This is a genomic window from Myroides sp. A21, assembly GCF_000807225.1.
GTDB classification, from domain to species: Bacteria; Bacteroidota; Bacteroidia; order Flavobacteriales; family Flavobacteriaceae; genus Flavobacterium; species Flavobacterium odoratimimum.
Genome location: NZ_CP010327.1, coordinates 3002329 through 3018912, shown reverse-complemented (window position 1 = coordinate 3018912; position 16584 = coordinate 3002329). Strand labels below are relative to the sequence as shown.

At 32.8% G+C, this 16584-nt stretch carries 14 protein-coding genes; 6 read left to right on the top strand and 8 right to left on the bottom strand.

The features are described from left to right. Window positions 1-168: 168 nt before the first annotated feature. Entirely contained in the window at window positions 169-2895 is a 2727-nt protein-coding gene (gene acnA, locus MYRA21_RS13535) for an aconitate hydratase AcnA (RefSeq protein WP_039329392.1), read from the bottom strand. 503 nt (window positions 2896-3398) lie between these two features. On the opposite strand from acnA, the gene MYRA21_RS13530 reads away from it, so the two are divergent. From MYRA21_RS13530 to MYRA21_RS13520, 4 genes are read left to right on the top strand one after another with little or no spacing between them, the layout of a single operon-like run. Further along, the gene (locus tag MYRA21_RS13530; RefSeq protein WP_039329390.1) at window positions 3399-4346 is read left to right on the top strand and encodes a metallophosphoesterase; all 948 of its coding nucleotides are present in this window, start codon (window positions 3399-3401) and stop codon (window positions 4344-4346) included. A 25-nt stretch (window positions 4347-4371) separates the two neighbouring features. Continuing rightward, window positions 4372-5178, top strand: a complete 807-nt coding sequence (locus MYRA21_RS19360; protein ID WP_235279929.1) for a hypothetical protein — start codon at window positions 4372-4374, stop codon at window positions 5176-5178. Window positions 5179-5231: 53 nt separating this feature from the next. Next, on the top strand, window positions 5232-5699 hold the full coding sequence (locus MYRA21_RS19355) for a hypothetical protein (protein ID WP_235279926.1): 468 nt from the start codon (window positions 5232-5234) through the stop codon (window positions 5697-5699). A 9-nt stretch (window positions 5700-5708) separates the two neighbouring features. Beyond that, the gene (locus MYRA21_RS13520; protein WP_006259017.1) at window positions 5709-6122 is read left to right on the top strand and encodes an EamA family transporter; all 414 of its coding nucleotides are present in this window, start codon (window positions 5709-5711) and stop codon (window positions 6120-6122) included. A 22-nt stretch (window positions 6123-6144) separates the two neighbouring features. Here the strand turns inward: MYRA21_RS13520 and MYRA21_RS13515 are convergent, their stop codons facing one another. From MYRA21_RS13515 to MYRA21_RS13500, 4 genes are all read right to left on the bottom strand, one after another. After that, the gene (locus MYRA21_RS13515; protein WP_039329388.1) at window positions 6145-7635 is read right to left on the bottom strand and encodes a hypothetical protein; all 1491 of its coding nucleotides are present in this window, start codon (window positions 7633-7635) and stop codon (window positions 6145-6147) included. 171 nt (window positions 7636-7806) lie between these two features. Next, window positions 7807-10074 (bottom strand): cation:proton antiporter, encoded by a 2268-nt coding sequence (locus MYRA21_RS13510; protein WP_039329386.1) that lies wholly within the window; start codon window positions 10072-10074, stop codon window positions 7807-7809. A gap of 111 nt (window positions 10075-10185) precedes the next feature. Continuing rightward, window positions 10186-10896: a LytTR family DNA-binding domain-containing protein gene (locus MYRA21_RS13505; RefSeq protein ID WP_006259020.1), complete on the bottom strand. Its 711-nt coding sequence runs from the start codon at window positions 10894-10896 to the stop codon at window positions 10186-10188. Next, window positions 10862-11602: a sensor histidine kinase gene (locus MYRA21_RS13500; protein WP_006261074.1), complete on the bottom strand. Its 741-nt coding sequence runs from the start codon at window positions 11600-11602 to the stop codon at window positions 10862-10864. The genes MYRA21_RS13505 and MYRA21_RS13500 overlap by 35 nt, the downstream gene beginning before the upstream one ends. 351 nt (window positions 11603-11953) lie before the next feature. Between MYRA21_RS13500 and MYRA21_RS13495 the strand changes: the two genes are divergently transcribed. Then, window positions 11954-12457 carry a hypothetical protein gene (locus MYRA21_RS13495; protein WP_039329385.1) on the top strand — a complete coding sequence of 168 codons (504 nt, stop codon included), beginning with the start codon at window positions 11954-11956 and terminating at the stop codon, window positions 12455-12457. A 167-nt stretch (window positions 12458-12624) separates the two neighbouring features. After that, a complete protein-coding gene (locus tag MYRA21_RS18785) occupies window positions 12625-12846 on the top strand; it encodes a hypothetical protein (RefSeq protein ID WP_006259024.1) in 222 nt (73 codons plus the stop codon). A gap of 134 nt (window positions 12847-12980) precedes the next feature. Here MYRA21_RS18785 and dnaN read toward each other — a convergent pair whose 3' ends face one another. The 3 genes from dnaN to MYRA21_RS13480 all read right to left on the bottom strand — a co-directional run bounded on the left by dnaN (window position 12981) and on the right by MYRA21_RS13480 (window position 16582). Next, window positions 12981-14099, bottom strand: coding sequence for a DNA polymerase III subunit beta (gene dnaN, locus MYRA21_RS13490; RefSeq protein WP_006259025.1), 1119 nt, complete (start codon window positions 14097-14099; stop codon window positions 12981-12983). 81 nt (window positions 14100-14180) lie between these two features. Further along, complete coding sequence (gldG, locus tag MYRA21_RS13485) at window positions 14181-15866, bottom strand: gliding motility-associated ABC transporter substrate-binding protein GldG (protein ID WP_039329383.1); 1686 nt, start codon at window positions 15864-15866, stop codon at window positions 14181-14183. Next, window positions 15866-16582, bottom strand: coding sequence for an ABC transporter permease subunit (locus MYRA21_RS13480; protein ID WP_006261071.1), 717 nt, complete (start codon window positions 16580-16582; stop codon window positions 15866-15868). Before MYRA21_RS13480 ends, gldG begins: the two co-directional genes overlap by 1 nt. Between the last annotated feature and the right edge of the window lie 2 nt (window positions 16583-16584).

Here is a 16584-nt window from a genome sequence, read left to right as displayed (position 1 = left end):
TTTAAATAAGACAGCCCTTTTTTAATTACGAATTTAAATTGGTTTTCGGTTTACAGTAATCAGTTTACGACATTGCCCTGCGGGCATAATGTACTTAGATGATATGATACACTATGTATTGATATAATCATCTAAAACGATTTCACACTTTCACAAAAAACAAAAAACCTATTTAAGATAGTCTCTCAATACATATTGTAGAATACCATCATTTTTATAATACTCTATTTCAATTAAAGAATCAAAACGAGCTTTGGCCTGGAAAGAAAGAGTTTCTCCATTCTCTTTTACAGCCTTTACCTCTAGTATTTTGTGTGGTACTAAATCTTGTTCGATTCCTGTGATAGTGAATGTCTCTTTTCCAGTTAAACCTAAAGATTCAGCGGTTTGGCCTTCTAAGAATTGTAATGGAGCTATTCCCATACCAATTAAGTTACTTCTATGAATACGCTCAAAACTTTCTGCAATAACAGCTTTTACTCCTAATAAATAAGTTCCTTTTGCTGCCCAGTCACGAGAAGATCCACTTCCGTATTCTTTACCAGCCAAGATTATTAAAGGAGTCTTGTCTTCTTGATACTTCATCGCTGTATCAAATACAGAAAGAGATTCATTCGTAGGTAAATAAGTACTATATCCTCCTTCGCGTTGTGCTACTTTATTCTTAATACGCACATTGGCAAAGGTACCTCTCATCATCACTTCATGGTTACCACGTCTAGATCCATATGAGTTAAAATCTTTTGGCTCTACTCCTTGTGACAACAAATATTTACCTGCTGCTGAACTCTCATTAAACGCTCCTGCAGGCGAAATATGGTCTGTAGTCACTGAATCTCCTAAATACAACAATACTCTTGCATTGTGTACATCCGCAATTGGCTTAGGTTGAGCTGGTAAGTTTTCGAAGAATGGCGCTTGTCTGATATAAGTAGAGGGTTGATCCCATTCAAACTTCTGACCTGTTGGCGCTTGTAAGTTCTTCCAGTCTTGCTCACCTTCAAAAATCACACTGTATACTTGTTCAAAATCTTCTTGTTTCAATGATTCATTAATTACTGCTCTAATCTCTTCATGCGTAGGCCATATATCTTTTAGATACACTGGCTGTCCATTAGGATCATAGTCTAAAGGATCATTAATTAAATCAATATCTACTCTACCTACAAGTGCATAAGCAACAACTAACATCGGAGACATTAGGAAGTTCATTTTTACTTGTGGGTGTACCCTAGCCTCGAAGTTTCTATTCCCCGACAATACAGATGCTACAACTAAATCGCCTTTAGTCACTGCCTCTGCCACAGGTAATGGAAGAGGTCCACTGTTACCAATACATGAAGTACATCCGTATCCTACTGTATGGAAGCGAAGTGCCTCTAGATCTTCTAATAAACCTGAGCGCTGTAAATACTGAGTCACAACCTTAGACCCTGGTGCTAAACTTGTTTTAACCCATGACTTCGTTCTCAGACCTTTCTCAATAGCTTTACGAGCTACTAGTCCTGCTCCAATCATCACTTCTGGATTAGACGTATTCGTACAACTCGTGATAGCCGCAATAACGATACTTCCATCTCCTATTACATACTCTTTGTTCTTCTGTTTAATACGAACTGTACGAAGGCTATCTTTAACAACTTCTGTAGTAGGATTAGCAGCTTTATTCTCTTCGTAAGCAAACTCAGTTCCAGAACCTCCTTCTGATAGCCAAGCGTGTTCTCTACGCTCTTTAGTATCTGTATAGGTACGATTATACTCTTGTTCTAATAAAGTAGAGAATGATGTCGCTAAATCTTTTACTAATATTTTGTCTTGTGGACGTTTAGGTCCAGATACTGTAGGCTCTAATGTATTTAGATCTAACTCGATCACTGTAGTATACTCAATGCTCTCCTTCCCTGTTCTCCATAGCATATTGTTTTTACAATAGTCTTCTACTAGTTTTATCTGCTCTTCGCTTCTATTCGTAGCACGCATATAATCTAAGGTACGGTTATCAATAGGGAAATAAGTAACTGTACATCCGAACTCTGGTGACATATTAGATATAGTCGCTCTATCTGTAACAGATAGATTATCTAAACCATCGCCAAATACTTCTACGAATTTACCTACTACTCCTACTTGACGCAATATCTTTGTAATAGATAATACCATATCAGTAGCAGTAGCACCTTGTGGTATTTTACCCGTTAATTTTAATCCGATTACCTCAGGGCAGGTAAAGTAAATTGGTTGGCCAAGCATAGCCGCTTCAGCTTCAATACCTCCTACTCCCCATGCAATAACTCCAATCCCATTCACCATCGGTGTATGTGAATCTGTACCTACTAGAGTATCTGGGAAAGCCCAGCCATCTCTTTCGATAACACCTTTAGCTAAATACTCTAAATTTACTTGGTGACAAATCCCCATTCCTGGAGGAACTACCGTGAAGTTATTTAGCTCCTGCTGAGCCCATTTTAACAACTCATAGCGTTCAGAATTACGCTCATACTCTTTTTCTACATTTCCCTTATAAGAGTAATCTGTTCCATAATAATCTACCTGAACAGAGTGGTCAATAACCAAATCTACAGGAATTGCTGGGTTAATCTTATTCCCGTCTTTTCCCTGTCTGATGAACTCATCTCTCAGAGACGCAATATCTACAACGGCTGGTACCCCTGTGAAGTCTTGCATTAAAACACGTGCTGGCTTAAAAGGGATATCTTTGTCAGTTCCCTTTGGGTCCCAGTTAACTAGAGTGTCTAAATGCTCATCTGTTATCACATAACCATCGTGATTACGCAAAACATTCTCCAATAAAATTCTTATCGAAAACGGCAATCTTTCGATATTGTTACCCTTGTCTTGTAACTCTTTTAGTGATGCAATTTTATACTTTGTCATAATTGTTAGTTTATAAAGGTTAAAGTTACTGAAAACAAACTAGATTAGCTATTAAATATTTATTAAAAAACCGCTAACATTATAATATATCCGACTTATAAACAGAAGAATAGGTCATCTCTAAGAATTATTATATTGGCAATTTGACTCTTATTTTTTTAGAAAACATAAACTTTTTTAATAGACTCCTATTACCTACAAATGAACAATACTATGTTTTTAATCAACAAGGTATCGCCATATCCTAATAACAGTTAATATTTCCCAAAAAAACTCCAGTAAACTGCTACAATCCATTCATCCAGTATTTTGCTAAATATCAAAACTAACTCCTAAAACATTACTCTATTCTCATCATCATGCTCTTTTCATTTTTATTTCATATAATACTTTTATCATAAACTAATTTTATTGTATATATCCTATATTCTCATTTTAATTTTATTTTTTTGATAATTTATTCGCAAATTATCGTACATTTAATAACACCAACAACTTGTATAATGAAAGCAATTGACAAAAATTTTGTAGACTTTGATATAATAGGAGATATACATGGACATAGCAATGATTTAAAGCAACTATTATCTGCTTTAGGTTATTCTAACAAAAAAGGTTACTACCAACATCCGGAGCGAAAAGTACTATTCGTAGGAGATTATATAGACAGAGGTATTAATATCATAGAGGTATTAGATATCGTAAAAAAGATGGTGGACAATGGAGAAGCTATTGCGTTGATGGGAAATCATGAGTACAATGCAATCTGTTATAATACACTCTCTACTAATGGAGAGTACCTTAGAGAGCATACACCTAAAAACTTTAATCAACATGCTGTGACCATGGCTGCGTTTATGCAAGTGCCTAATATGTACAAAATGTATATAGAGTGGTTTAAATCACTTCCTTTATTTTATGAGAATGATTCGTTTAGAGCTGTTCACGCATGCTGGGATGATCAACATATCAATTATTTAAGAAACCGATTAGTCAACGACTGTATTACGAATGACCTGTTAGAAGAAGCGAATACAGAAGGAACAGAATTATATAATGCTATAGAAACAACATTAAAAGGAAAAGAAGCGAAGATGCCTGAAGGCATAACTTTTATTGATAAAGATCGTATACTACGCACTGAGTTTAGAACTAAATGGTGGGAAGACCCTAAAGAAATGACTTATAACTCTATCAGCGTACATCCTATACAAGAACTTCCTCATACTCCATTCGAATTTGAGAGTGAAAACTTCTATCAAATTATAGAAAAACCAGTGTTCTTTGGCCATTATTGGATGAAGCACAAGACAGGCACTAGACCTAGTATAATTAAGGATAATGTATGTTGTGTTGATTTTAGCGTTGCTAAAGGAGATGGAATACTTGTATGCTACAGATATAGTGGAGAAGACAAGTTGGACTCTAAGCAACTCGTCTTTGTAAAATAACGTCAAATTCTCTCTCTCCGAATCTATGATTAACTATTTAAAACTTTTTCTAAAAAGAAGAAACAACAAAGAAATAGACAATACGTCATTAGATTTTTTGACTTTACAAAATTGTGATAATGCTGTTTTTATACTTGATAATCACTTAATAAGCAAAAACAAAATATCTTATTACAATTGTAACCAGAATATCGATGACATACAGGTATTATATTTTACTTGCATCAACAATAAACCTTTGCTGTTTATAGCAGGAAAGCACAATAGTCATATCCCTACATCATCAGTAAACTTTCTTCCTACTTTTCTACATCTTGCAGAAAAACTAGGTTTTAACCCTGTTCTACTAACAATATTTGAGGAAACTTTTAGCTGTGACAGAAATATGTTTGTATGGGCAAGAAAGAACCCTAGTAACTGTAAAGTACTAGAACAAGGTAAATATGCTGATACCATCCTACAAGGATATGAATTACAGAATCAAGCAAAAACCTTTGTGTCATGGGAAACTCCTTATGAAGATGTAATTGCTTTAGACGAAGTTTTAGTCACCCAACCTTCTAATGAAGATGATTTAATTAAATATACATTTAAAGTTCCTGTAAGAATAGGCAACCTTGTTTTAAACGATTTTAGTTTCTATGATTGTCATCGAAAAAATATTCCAGTAAGTAACTACTTTTCTTACTGCGAGTACAAACAGGCTATTAATAAGCCTTATGCTTTCTTAAAAAATGCTTTGTTAGAAAACAAAAGTCTTACTAATGCTTCTATTGATACAGAAGAAGATAAAACTGTAATATTTAGCACAAAAGTAAAACAGAGCAACTAGAGTTTTATTTCTCTAATGCTTATCCTGTGGAGCTAGATGCCGCTAATAACAAAGTGTTTTTCCTAATTACTAATTTAAAAGAATACTTAAATACTGTAATTTACCCAGAGTATATCCTTAAACTATCTATAGTTAATTGTACAACACTATCAGGCGATATAACACTGGATATACAAACCTATAAAGAAACAGCACACATCTATAGAGTACCAACATTTATACAAGAAATCTCTCAAAATAAGCCCTTTATTTGGATAGATGATAATAACGATGAAATAGGCTTCTCTGATGATCGCTATGCTCATATAATACCTCTAGCAGAGGTCAAATATATGTGTATAGAAACCATAGAGCATAGTGATGGATCTATAAATTCTAAACTTAGTATTCGTCCAAATGGAAGTAATATGGAAATTATAAACATCTTTACTTCTAAAAGTGTAGATTTGAGCAAATTTAAAGAACAAATAAAAAGAGATATCCCTGTACCTATACAGTGTCCTCTAGATGATTATTTATAATAAAGAATTATGTGGAAATACTATGCTTTACTATCTGCTGTCTTTGCAGCTTTAACTGCAATATTGTCTAAAGTAGGGGTAAAAGGAATTAATGGCAATCTAGCGACAGCTATACGTACCAGTGTAGTCCTAGTATTAGCTTGGGGAATAGTGATTGCAAATAGCGATTTTAAAGGAATGAAAGAATTGAGTAAATCTAATCTTATCTTCTTAATTGCTTCAGGGATTGCAACCGGACTATCTTGGATATTCTATTTCAAAGCTCTAGAGTCAGGTCCTGTATCTAAAGTAGCTCCAATAGATAAGCTGAGTATTGTATTTGTGATGATTATCTCTTTTATCTTCTTAAAAGAGCCTATGGATCTAAAAACTATTATTGGTGGATGTCTTATTGTAGGAGGTACACTAGTCTTAATCTTATAAAGACTTTCTTTGGGTTCTAAAATTAACTCAAAGAAAGTTCTTCTATTGTCTCAATACCAGTTCGTTTACATACAATTCTAAATCGCTTATAATCTACTATATTTTCATACTTTATTTGTGCTATGAAGTTAAGATAATAGATCTTATCTGCTAATATTCTTTCTGGCTCCCCTATTAAATCATTTTGATCTAAAGTATACACTGTCACATAAGGGTTATTCATTCTTTGGGTAAGTCGAGTTAGATTAAAATGAATGATGTCGTTAATTCCGTCAAAAGCATATGTACTTTCTTTAATCACTTTTTTATTATCTAAGTGTACTTTCTTTCTGTACAACATAATCTTCTCGTTGTGAATCTTATTCTCTATTTCTAATAAGGCTGAACGATCACGCAAATTAAGCACTTCTTCAGGCACTTTTTCTTCTGCTATAAAGTCTACAGATTCCTTTATCCATCCTATCTTCTGATCCTTTACACTAATATTCGTTTTATTATCAAAATACTTCCCTCCTAACTTTCCAATAAAGTAATAACGCATTAGCTCCTTAATTCTATCTTTCAACATATAACTAATAACTAATGCTACAAATAAAGGCATCGTAAAGTTGCCATATTTCTGTTGAAAAGAGAAAGCAATAATAGTAGCAAAAATCATAGATAAACCTGCTGCTAAACTATAATAAATCTGTTGTGCAATCACACCATCTTCGTCTTTTCGTTTATTCGAAATTAGAGCTAAATCAGATTCTATATACTTATCTAACATCGTATGTCTATACACCACCTTCTGGTTATTCTCTCTATCCCCTTTCTTAATATCTAGATAGTTGTGTATTTTCATATACTCTTTTTCTCGTGTTATCAATCCGATTAGATGTTGACGCACTTTCTCTGACAAATTGTACTGTTCTCCCTCTAATAGCTCTAAGAAACCAAAAACTTGATGTACTATAGCATAAGATAAATATTCATCTGCAAAATCATAATAGTTTCTCGTCTCACTTCCCTCTTCTACTCCTACCAACAATTCTCTCAAACCTCTAAATTGAATAGAGATATTCTCTACTGCAGAAGCAAACTCAAGGCATCTTATTTCTAAATCATCAGTCTGATAACATTTTTTAATCTCTGTCAAATGATTTCGGATGGCACTTCTAAATATAGCCATGAACATCTTCAGCTGAAACTCATACTCCATTAATAACTCAGATGAATCTTCTTCTGATTGCAACACATCATTTAAGGCTGAACGCAAATTATTCAATGGAACTGCTCCGTTATCAACAATCTCTTTTAGAAGGTAAATAGGAGTAATAAATCTAACTTTAGACTTAACATCTGAATAGAACTGATCTTTAGTATATGTAGATGCATTAATGTCTAGGCTATTAGGAATAAAAAACCAGGTATTAATATCAAACTCAGCTGTCTGACCTATCTTTTTTGTCTTAAAACCAACCTTTACCTCTATCGAGTAAGCATCATGAATACTTGTTTCTATGTCTATCATACTTTAAACCTGGAATATCTATGTGAAGATATTAAATAATTCTGAGGTTAATCACATATTTCAAAGCAAACAACAATACAATACTATCCAGTAATCTCTGTATTCTAAACAAAAAACTGCTCCCTGGACGGAGAGCAGTACCACAAATTAATATAAAACACACAACAATTACTAAAGTTGAATTAACAACATAGATGGTGCACTGTTTAGCCATGTTTTTCGTTCTTCCACTAATGTTTTCCAACTTTCTAAACTGACCAACATTAGATTAAAATCCTTTATAAACTCATTATTAACTTCTTTTGCGTTTACAATGCGGATATGGTTAGGTTTAAATTGTTCAATCAATCTAATCTGTTCTTTAAACTCGGGATAACTTTCTAATTGCCCTGTTGCGTCTAACACCGTAATCTGTGCTTCACTATTGCGAATCCACTTCTGTGCATAACTTAACAACTTCAAATCTTGTTTAGAGAACACAGGTAAAAAGATTTGTTCTACCTTATCGAAGTCTTTATTGATAAAAATTCCCACAGGTACTTTAGATCTATTAAGTATTTGTTGAGTTCTAGCATTAAACCACGAGTTTTCAAAGAATTTTTCTTTTCCTGTTACCTTGTTTAACAGCACATCTGGATTGATAATACGAGTGGTAAAGCCTAAAATATTCCCTAATAAAGACCCTCTATAGATAGAATATCCTACCTCAATTAACAATAAATCACTGATTTGCTCATTAACTACATTGACCACATCACTTTCGATATCATTGGATACCTTATAATAGGTTTGTACTTCTTGATCTAAGGCTGTTGCCTCTTCTTGTACTGCTTCAAATATTTCATTCTCATACTCTGTAGAGGTAAAAGCATTTACTTCAATACTATCCACTAAGTGCATCGCTGTAATACCTGTATCTGCATTATTTTTACCTACAAAGCTACTAGCCAGTCTCATCAGAGGAGCCAAGCTTGTTTTGTCTTCAAAGAAAAGAGATACTTGATATTTTCCTAAATTCGGAGTTACTGTTTTTACTTCATCATCTCCTAATGGGCCGAATATCTTTGCAATTAAATCTAATACTGGGCCTGTCATAAAGGTCGTTGCTAAGGCCATAATCACCATCATAGCAAACACTTCTCCTGTCAACACACCTAGATCAAAACCAATATTCAATACAATCAGCTCCATTAGCCCTCTAGTGTTCATCAGTGCTCCTATCGTTAAGCTATCTTTCCAAGATATACCAACTATCTTGGCCGTTAAAGCACTACCGACAAACTTTCCTATCGTTGCTACTAAGATAATTACTCCTGTCACCTTCCATAGATAAGGTTCATTTAAAAGACCTATTTCTGTACGTAACCCTGTATAAACAAAGAATAGAGGTAAGAATAAAACTACTGCTACATCTTCCACCTTCTCAATAAAGATATTTCTGATCTTCATATTATCAGGCATTACAGCTCCTGTCATAAAAGCTCCAAATAAAGCATGGATACCAATTACCTCTGTACAATAAGAAGAAATAATTAATGTCAATAAAAATATAGCTACTGTTCCTTTAGAGAACATATTACTCGTTGGCTGATACTTAGCAATACGCGCCAAGAATGGCTTGACTAATTTTAGCATCACGATTACATAAATAATAGCTAGAGCCATGATGTAAAGTGAACTAGCAAAACTTCCTGCTTGTACGATCGCAATTACAGCTGCTAATAGACACCAAGCCGTGATATCATCTGCCGCTGCACAGGTAATCACAATGGTTCCTAAACGTGTCTTTTGTAAACCTCTCTCCTGAACAATACGTGCCAATACAGGAAAGGCTGTAATACTCATAGAAATCCCTAAGAATAGCCCAAAAGATAAGAACTCGACTCCCTCAGGTGCAAAAGATGTAAATATATAATAAGCAAGTGTCATCCCTAAAGCAAAGGGAATGATAATACTAGCGTGGCTAATCAGAACAGCATCATGTGCTTTATTCTTCAACACTTTTAAATCTAGTTCCATTCCGATGACAAACATGAATAGGATTAATCCTATCTGACTTAAGAAGCTTAAGTTTCCTAATGAATGTACAGGAAATAACGCTTCTGAGAATTCTGGAAAATAAGCTCCAACAAAAGAAGGACCTAAGGCAATACCTGCAATGATTTCTCCAATTACAGAAGGCTGTCCTATCTTCTTACAAATCCATCCGAATACTCTAGCCACTAAAACAATCGTAACAATCTGAGCTAATAATAAAGCCAATGGGAAATTTAGGTTATCTTGTATAGTATCTAAGAAGTTTTCAAAAATACTTTTATCAGACACTACTTTAACGACATTCGATTCTAATTTAACTCCTTTAGAAACTACCCAATACATTAAGGCGGAGCACCCTCCTATAATAAAGAAATATAAAAGAGAATTTTTAAACTTTGACATACTACTTACTTTTTAACGATACAAACATCTCTATAATAATATTTGTAAATAGCAAGAATGAATCCAAAGACCACCAAGTTGTAATGAAAGTATGTTTTTCTGTAATGAATTTTATATCTTTTCTAAGAAGTCAGTTTTATAAGTCATCCCAAGTGTTAATTCTAGGGGTTTCCCGTCTACTCCTTTAAGTGTAGTCGTTATCTCATCATGACTAAAAAAACGAACTATTCTTAGAGCAATTAATTCCCCTTTATTGATACGACAGAACTTAGAACTAGGCAAAGCTGAAACAAACTTATCTAGTGACATATTCTTCGCTATCACTACTTGGTTATTTTCTAAATACACATCTTTATCTCTACTATCCATTTCATTAGTTGTGATATAAAGAATATCAGAGAAGTATAGCAATGCTTTTCCTTTGTTAGAATTAATAGTAATAAAAGTAGCTTCATCGACTGGTTTATACTGTCGCATTGCTTTCAATACTGCTTTGTGAAGTCTCTCTTTTTTAATTGGTTTAGCTATATAGTCTATTGCTTCTATTTCAAAAGCCTCTAAAGCATATTCTTTATAAGCTGTCACAAAGATAACGCCTTTATTAGGGAGCAGTTGCGCTACACTTAGACCATCTAATCCAGGCATATTGATATCTAATATGACCACATCAAAGTCTTGATGCGGTGCTTCCTCTAAAAAAACTGCCGGATCGTTATAAGCTTTTACGATTTCTATTTCCTCTATTTGCTCACATAGCATTTTTAAATACTTTAACCCTAAAAGTTCATCATCTAGTAGTATGCATTTTAGTTTTGAAATCATGTAAATTAATTTTTAAGTGCGTAGAGTAAATATGATCATCCTCGTTCTTTTCTAATTTATAAGCATTCCCATATATCAGTTCGAGTCGCTTATTCAAAGCTGTAAGGCCATAACCTCCTTTTTCTTTATGTAGGGTCTTCATACGGGATTTTTTATTAGAAACTAACAAATCGAAATGCCCATTTTTCAGTTTAAACAAAATAGAGATAAAAGCATCTGTACTTGCCAGGTCTGCATGCTTAAAAGCATTCTCAATCAATTCTACACATATAAGAGGAGCGATTAACTCTTCTGTATAAAACACCTCCCCTTCACCTATATTAGATCGTATATCAAGCCTAAAAAGAGGATTAAGCTTAATCTTATTGATATCGATAAGTCGCAAAGCAAATTCGTGTTCTTCTTTTAGAGAGACCATTTTTCTCTGGCTATCATATAAAATATAATCTAATACACCTGCCATTTTATCTAATGCATAGTAGGTCTGATAAGCATGAGACTGAATAGAATTTAGAATATTCTTAAACAAGTGAGGATCTAATCTTGACTCAAGATTTTCTAATTGTAAATAACGCATCTTAGAATCAAAGAGATATTTTTCCTTTTCTAATTCTAAACGCTTTTTATTATTCTGTACAATTAAGTACACTAAACATACAATAGCTACTATCAATAAAAAAATTACTATAACTAAAAAAGCTTTCATCTACCTTTATTTTAAAACAAAACTAAAGAAATAAATCGATTTCATAATATCATAATTTATAGATACAATTTGGCTATTTCAAGACTAATACAGATAAATAAACATTTTTTTAATACTTAAGAAACACTAAAACAGCATACTGACTAAAAGTTGCAATATATAATTATTACATAAAACTAAACTTTTATTTAAAAAACACAAAAAACACGCATATCAAACTATTATTAATCAATTTAAACGCATTCTACTATTGAATTCCAAAAATAAACGAAAATAATAAAAATAAACCATTATTTTAACAATAATAATTACCTTAGCATATGTAATAAATCAAATAAAAACACCATAAATATGATAGTATTCAAATCTGATTTACAAAATCACTTGTCAAATCTAAATGCTAAAAAGGAAAGTAAAAACACCACTAATTACATACTTTCTTATTTGACACAAAACACCATTACGCCAATTGGTTTTTATGGCATGCTGGAGAATAACCAAATAGAAAATATCTTAAGTATTAAAAAGACTTTAATCAACTTATTCGTAGATATTAAACTAGAAATACTAGATGCTATAGGATACTTAACAGAAGACCATTTACAGGATCTAAACAAACTAAAAATCCTATTCCAAATCAACGAACAAGAGCTTCTAAGCTATAAAACGTATGAAATTCAAGACATTATAACACAACAGATTTCTACTCTAGAAAACAAATGTAAAAACAACGGATTAGATATCATGAAGAACCTAAATAGCCTAAAGAGATTATTAGGGATACCTACTCCAGAGCTAAATATGACTTTAGATACTAATCTATATACTAACTCAATGACGGAAGTAGTAATCTAGCAGTAATAGCCAAACTCACAAACAACAACAAAAACAACAAATACTTTTTACTGTATTCAGATTATTTAATATACTATTCAAAGTATACAACATTATAATGTTTCTATTGAAACATTCACTTAATCTTGGTATAGTCTTAGCGGTCTTCTAGATAAACATCTATTATTATGAAACCGTCAATTTTTATCATTCAGATAATCACTCTATCTGTCTCCATCTACTTTAATAGTCTAGCAATAGATTACTTGATTCAATATATACATACAGATCTAGATCACATCTTTGGTATAGCACTTGGTATCACTGTGATTTCTTCTATTATTACATTACTGACATTCACTTACTTTATTTGGGGTATAGTACAGCATATCACTAAACGAATTACCTAGTGCATTTTCAAGCAATTTAAAACTTATCGTATTGCTATGTATTCAAATACACTTATCAGATATCTTTGACTAGTAGAAACAAAAAAACCTCCCTTCTAATTGAAGAGAGGCTTATATATTATATAGTTTATTTCTTAACTATTAAGCATTACAGGCATTACTAACATCGTAACTGTTTCACCATCTTCTAACCCATCTACAGGTGTCAAGATTCCAGCTCTATTAGGTAATGACATCTCTAATAAAATATCATCAGACTGTAAGTTATTTAACATCTCTAATAAGAATCTAGAGTTAAACCCGATTTGCATATCATCTCCTTGATAATCACAAGTAAGACGCTCATCTGCTTTATTAGAATAATCAATATCTTCAGCAGATATATTTAATTCTGTACCAGCAACTTTTAATCTTATTTGATGTGTTGTTTTATTAGCATAAATAGAAACACGTCTTACAGAACTCAAAAACTGTGTTCTATTGATTAAAAGCTTATTAGGATTCTCTTTAGGAATAACTGCCTCATAATTTGGATATTTTCCATCAATCAAGCGACAAGTCAAAGTATAGTTCTCAAAAGAGAATTGTGCATTAGATTCATTAAACTCTATAACGACATCTGCTCCTAAAGCCATTAAAATACTCTTAAGAATATTAAGTGGTTTTTTAGGCATAATAAAACTAGCCTCGTTCGAAGAAACGATATCTGTACGAGAATACTTTACTAACTTATGTGCATCTGTTGCCACAAAGATTAATCCTGAAGGAGAGAATTGAAAAAATACTCCTGACATCACAGGACGTAAATCATCATTTCCAGCAGCAAATATAGTTTTGCTAATAGCTGTTGCTAAAACTCCTGCAGGAACTTCTGTTCTAGAAGGATCCTCTAATGATTCTGCTTTAGGAAACTCATCTCCTTGCGCATATGCTAAAACGTATTTACCTACGTCTGAACTAATTTCAATTGTATTGTTTTCCTTAACTGAAAAAGTCAATGGCTGCTCAGGAAATGTCTTTAATGTCTCCAACAATAACTTTGCAGGAACAGCTATACTTCCTTGACTTGTAGATTCAATTTCTAAAGTAGCAGACATTGTAGTTTCTAAATCTGAAGCAGATACCTTTAATACATTATTATCTAACTCAAATAAGAAGTTATCTAAGATATGTAAGGTATTACTACTGTTTATTACACTACCTAGAACTTGTAATTGCTTTAACAAGTAGGAACTCGATACTATAAACTTCATACTATAATTGTTTTATATGTAAAAATACTTTTACAGTTACAAATATATCCGATTATTACCAATAATAAAAGGATTATTGCTTTACTTTTTATTGAATTTACGTTTTCTTATAAGAATAAATATAGTTCCGAAAACTACAACTAGCGCTATAGGTATCACTAATACTTTCATTTGGATAGAAGTATATTCACGTTCTACACTAACTTTATCTAGCATCGGAATCTTAACCTCTTTGGTTCTCAAATTAATAAGTCCCGTATCGTCTAAAAGATAATTTACAGAATTTACTAATAACTCCTTATTTCCATAAAGCATATTAGTCCATTTATCATAACCTAACTCTAATGGCATTCCTTTATCGTCTAGCTGATTTCTAATAATATCTCCATCAGAAATTACAATCATTTGTGTTTGTTTACTTTCTGAAAGTGGTTTATCTATTGTAAAAGGCAATACTCTATTCTTAAAAACAGAAGGAAATTCCCCCTCTAATAGAACGCCTAAAATATAACTTCCTTTACCTTCATAAAACTCAGGAGTAACTTCTTCCTTTAAAACATTAAAGCTAATTTCACCTGGAACTCCTACTAAACTAGAGTACTTTGAGGATTTAGCTAAAATAGTCTTTTTAACTCCATTTTTTAGAGTGTCGATAGGAGAAGTAAAATCATACTTCACTCCTTCTATATTCTTTACAATAGGATGGTCTGTATCAGGATAAACAAATGGTGCAAACTTCCATAAGAAATCTGTATACACAGTTTCGCTCCCTTGTCTACCTGATGCTAATTTTATTTTTGTACTAATTTCATCCTTTACAAGCACAGGATTGATGCGTATACCATATCTAAAAAGCAATTCTCCTAAGCTTTGATCCTTATTATACACCAACATAGTCCCATTCGAGCGCAAGCTATCAAAATCTGCTTGAACTTGATCTAACAACCACATTGTTTTACCTCCATTCATAACAAACTGATCCAACACACCTACCTGCTCTTCAGAAAAAGCTTTTGTTGGTTTTGCAATGATTGCTAAGTCGAACTCTTTTAACTGATCTAAGGTTTTTTGAGGCTCATTAGACACACTTTCTAATGTAAATGGTGCTAAGTGATAAGTCTCACGTAAAGTCATCAGAAAGTCTGCTATATAAGCATCATCTAACTCTCCATTCCCTTTAAGAATAGCTATTTTCTTATTCTTATCTGTTGTTACTTTACTGATAGCCTCAGCTAGCGCATATTCTAAATGTTGTACAGACGAAATCACTTTTTCTTCTGTATTCGCCCCCATCATATTCTTTAATAACTGTACTCTAGCAACTTTCTCCCCTTGACTAACTAATGCCCAAGGAAAAACTAATTGTTGACTTTGAGCCCCTTTATCCGTTACTGTAATGGTTACAGGCTTTAATCCATACTCGTATAATTGTTCTAAAGTTTCTGCCTTATTAGCTCCTTCTTCATTTGGATCTATAAATCTAAACTTAATATTTTCATTTCTAGATTGTATTTCCTCTAGTAATTGCTTTGTCTCGTTCTGTAACCTTCTAAACTCTAATGGGAAGTTCCCTTTTAAAAACACATCTACGATTAACAGATCCTGAACATTATCTACTATCCCAACTGTGCTTTTAGACAAAGTATATCTCTGATCTTGCGTAAAGTCAAAACGTGTATAAGTTAGAGCACTGATAACGTTAACAATAACCAAAACAACTAATAATCGAACCAGTAGCTTTACATCTCTTTTTTGAAACTTTTTCATTATTTGCGTAGTGTTTTAATTTTAAAGACAGTTACCCCTAGACATAAAACAGTCATAGATCCGAAATAAATCAAATCTCTAGTGTCTAATACCCCTTTCGAAATACTCCTAAAGTGATATAGAATTCCTATTTTTTCAAACCACTCTCCAAATAGCCCTGCTAACATATCTATTCCTAATGAAAAAAACAGGCACAAAACAACACCTACTATAAACGCAACTATTTGACTTTCTGTCAATGAAGAAGCTAACACCCCCATCGAAACATAACAGCTCACTAAAAATAACAATCCTATAAATGAACCTATTATACTGCTATAATCAATTACCTGTCCTTCTAATACAATATTATTCAGCACAAAAACGTAAACTACAGTAGGCACAATAGCCATAAATATCAATGTGAATACTCCTAGATATTTTCCTAGTACAATCTGCCAAACAGATAAAGGCTTAGTCAACAGCAACTCTATCGTTCCATTTTTAATCTCTTCTGAAAAGCTCTTCATACTAACAGCGGGAATCAAAAATATCAATACCCAAGGGGCTAAATAAAAGAATGGAGATAAATCAGCAAAACCACTTTGCAACACATTATATTCTCCATCTATAAACCATAGCAGAGCTCCATTTATCACTAAAAATAGGACGATAACAAGATAACCTGTCAATGAGCTAAAGAAAGCTCTAATTTCTCTAAGACTAATTGCCTTCATAA

Excerpts from the sequence above, each read along its gene's own strand:
- acnA (WP_039329392.1), bottom strand. The coding sequence starts at position 2,895 with ATGACAAAGTATAAAATTGCATCACTAAAAGAGTTACAAGACAAGGGT.
- MYRA21_RS13530 (WP_039329390.1), top strand. The coding sequence starts at position 3,399 with ATGAAAGCAATTGACAAAAATTTTGTAGACTTTGATATAATAGGAGAT.
- MYRA21_RS19360 (WP_235279929.1), top strand. The coding sequence starts at position 4,372 with ATGATTAACTATTTAAAACTTTTTCTAAAAAGAAGAAACAACAAAGAA.
- MYRA21_RS13520 (WP_006259017.1), top strand. The coding sequence starts at position 5,709 with ATGTGGAAATACTATGCTTTACTATCTGCTGTCTTTGCAGCTTTAACT.
- MYRA21_RS13515 (WP_039329388.1), bottom strand. The coding sequence starts at position 7,635 with ATGATAGACATAGAAACAAGTATTCATGATGCTTACTCGATAGAGGTA.
- MYRA21_RS13510 (WP_039329386.1), bottom strand. The coding sequence starts at position 10,074 with ATGTCAAAGTTTAAAAATTCTCTTTTATATTTCTTTATTATAGGAGGG.
- MYRA21_RS13505 (WP_006259020.1), bottom strand. The coding sequence starts at position 10,896 with ATGATTTCAAAACTAAAATGCATACTACTAGATGATGAACTTTTAGGG.
- MYRA21_RS13500 (WP_006261074.1), bottom strand. The coding sequence starts at position 11,602 with ATGAAAGCTTTTTTAGTTATAGTAATTTTTTTATTGATAGTAGCTATT.
- MYRA21_RS13495 (WP_039329385.1), top strand. The coding sequence starts at position 11,954 with ATGATAGTATTCAAATCTGATTTACAAAATCACTTGTCAAATCTAAAT.
- MYRA21_RS18785 (WP_006259024.1), top strand. The coding sequence starts at position 12,625 with ATGAAACCGTCAATTTTTATCATTCAGATAATCACTCTATCTGTCTCC.
- dnaN (WP_006259025.1), bottom strand. The coding sequence starts at position 14,099 with ATGAAGTTTATAGTATCGAGTTCCTACTTGTTAAAGCAATTACAAGTT.
- gldG (WP_039329383.1), bottom strand. The coding sequence starts at position 15,866 with ATGAAAAAGTTTCAAAAAAGAGATGTAAAGCTACTGGTTCGATTATTA.
- MYRA21_RS13480 (WP_006261071.1), bottom strand. The coding sequence starts at position 16,582 with ATGAAGGCAATTAGTCTTAGAGAAATTAGAGCTTTCTTTAGCTCATTG.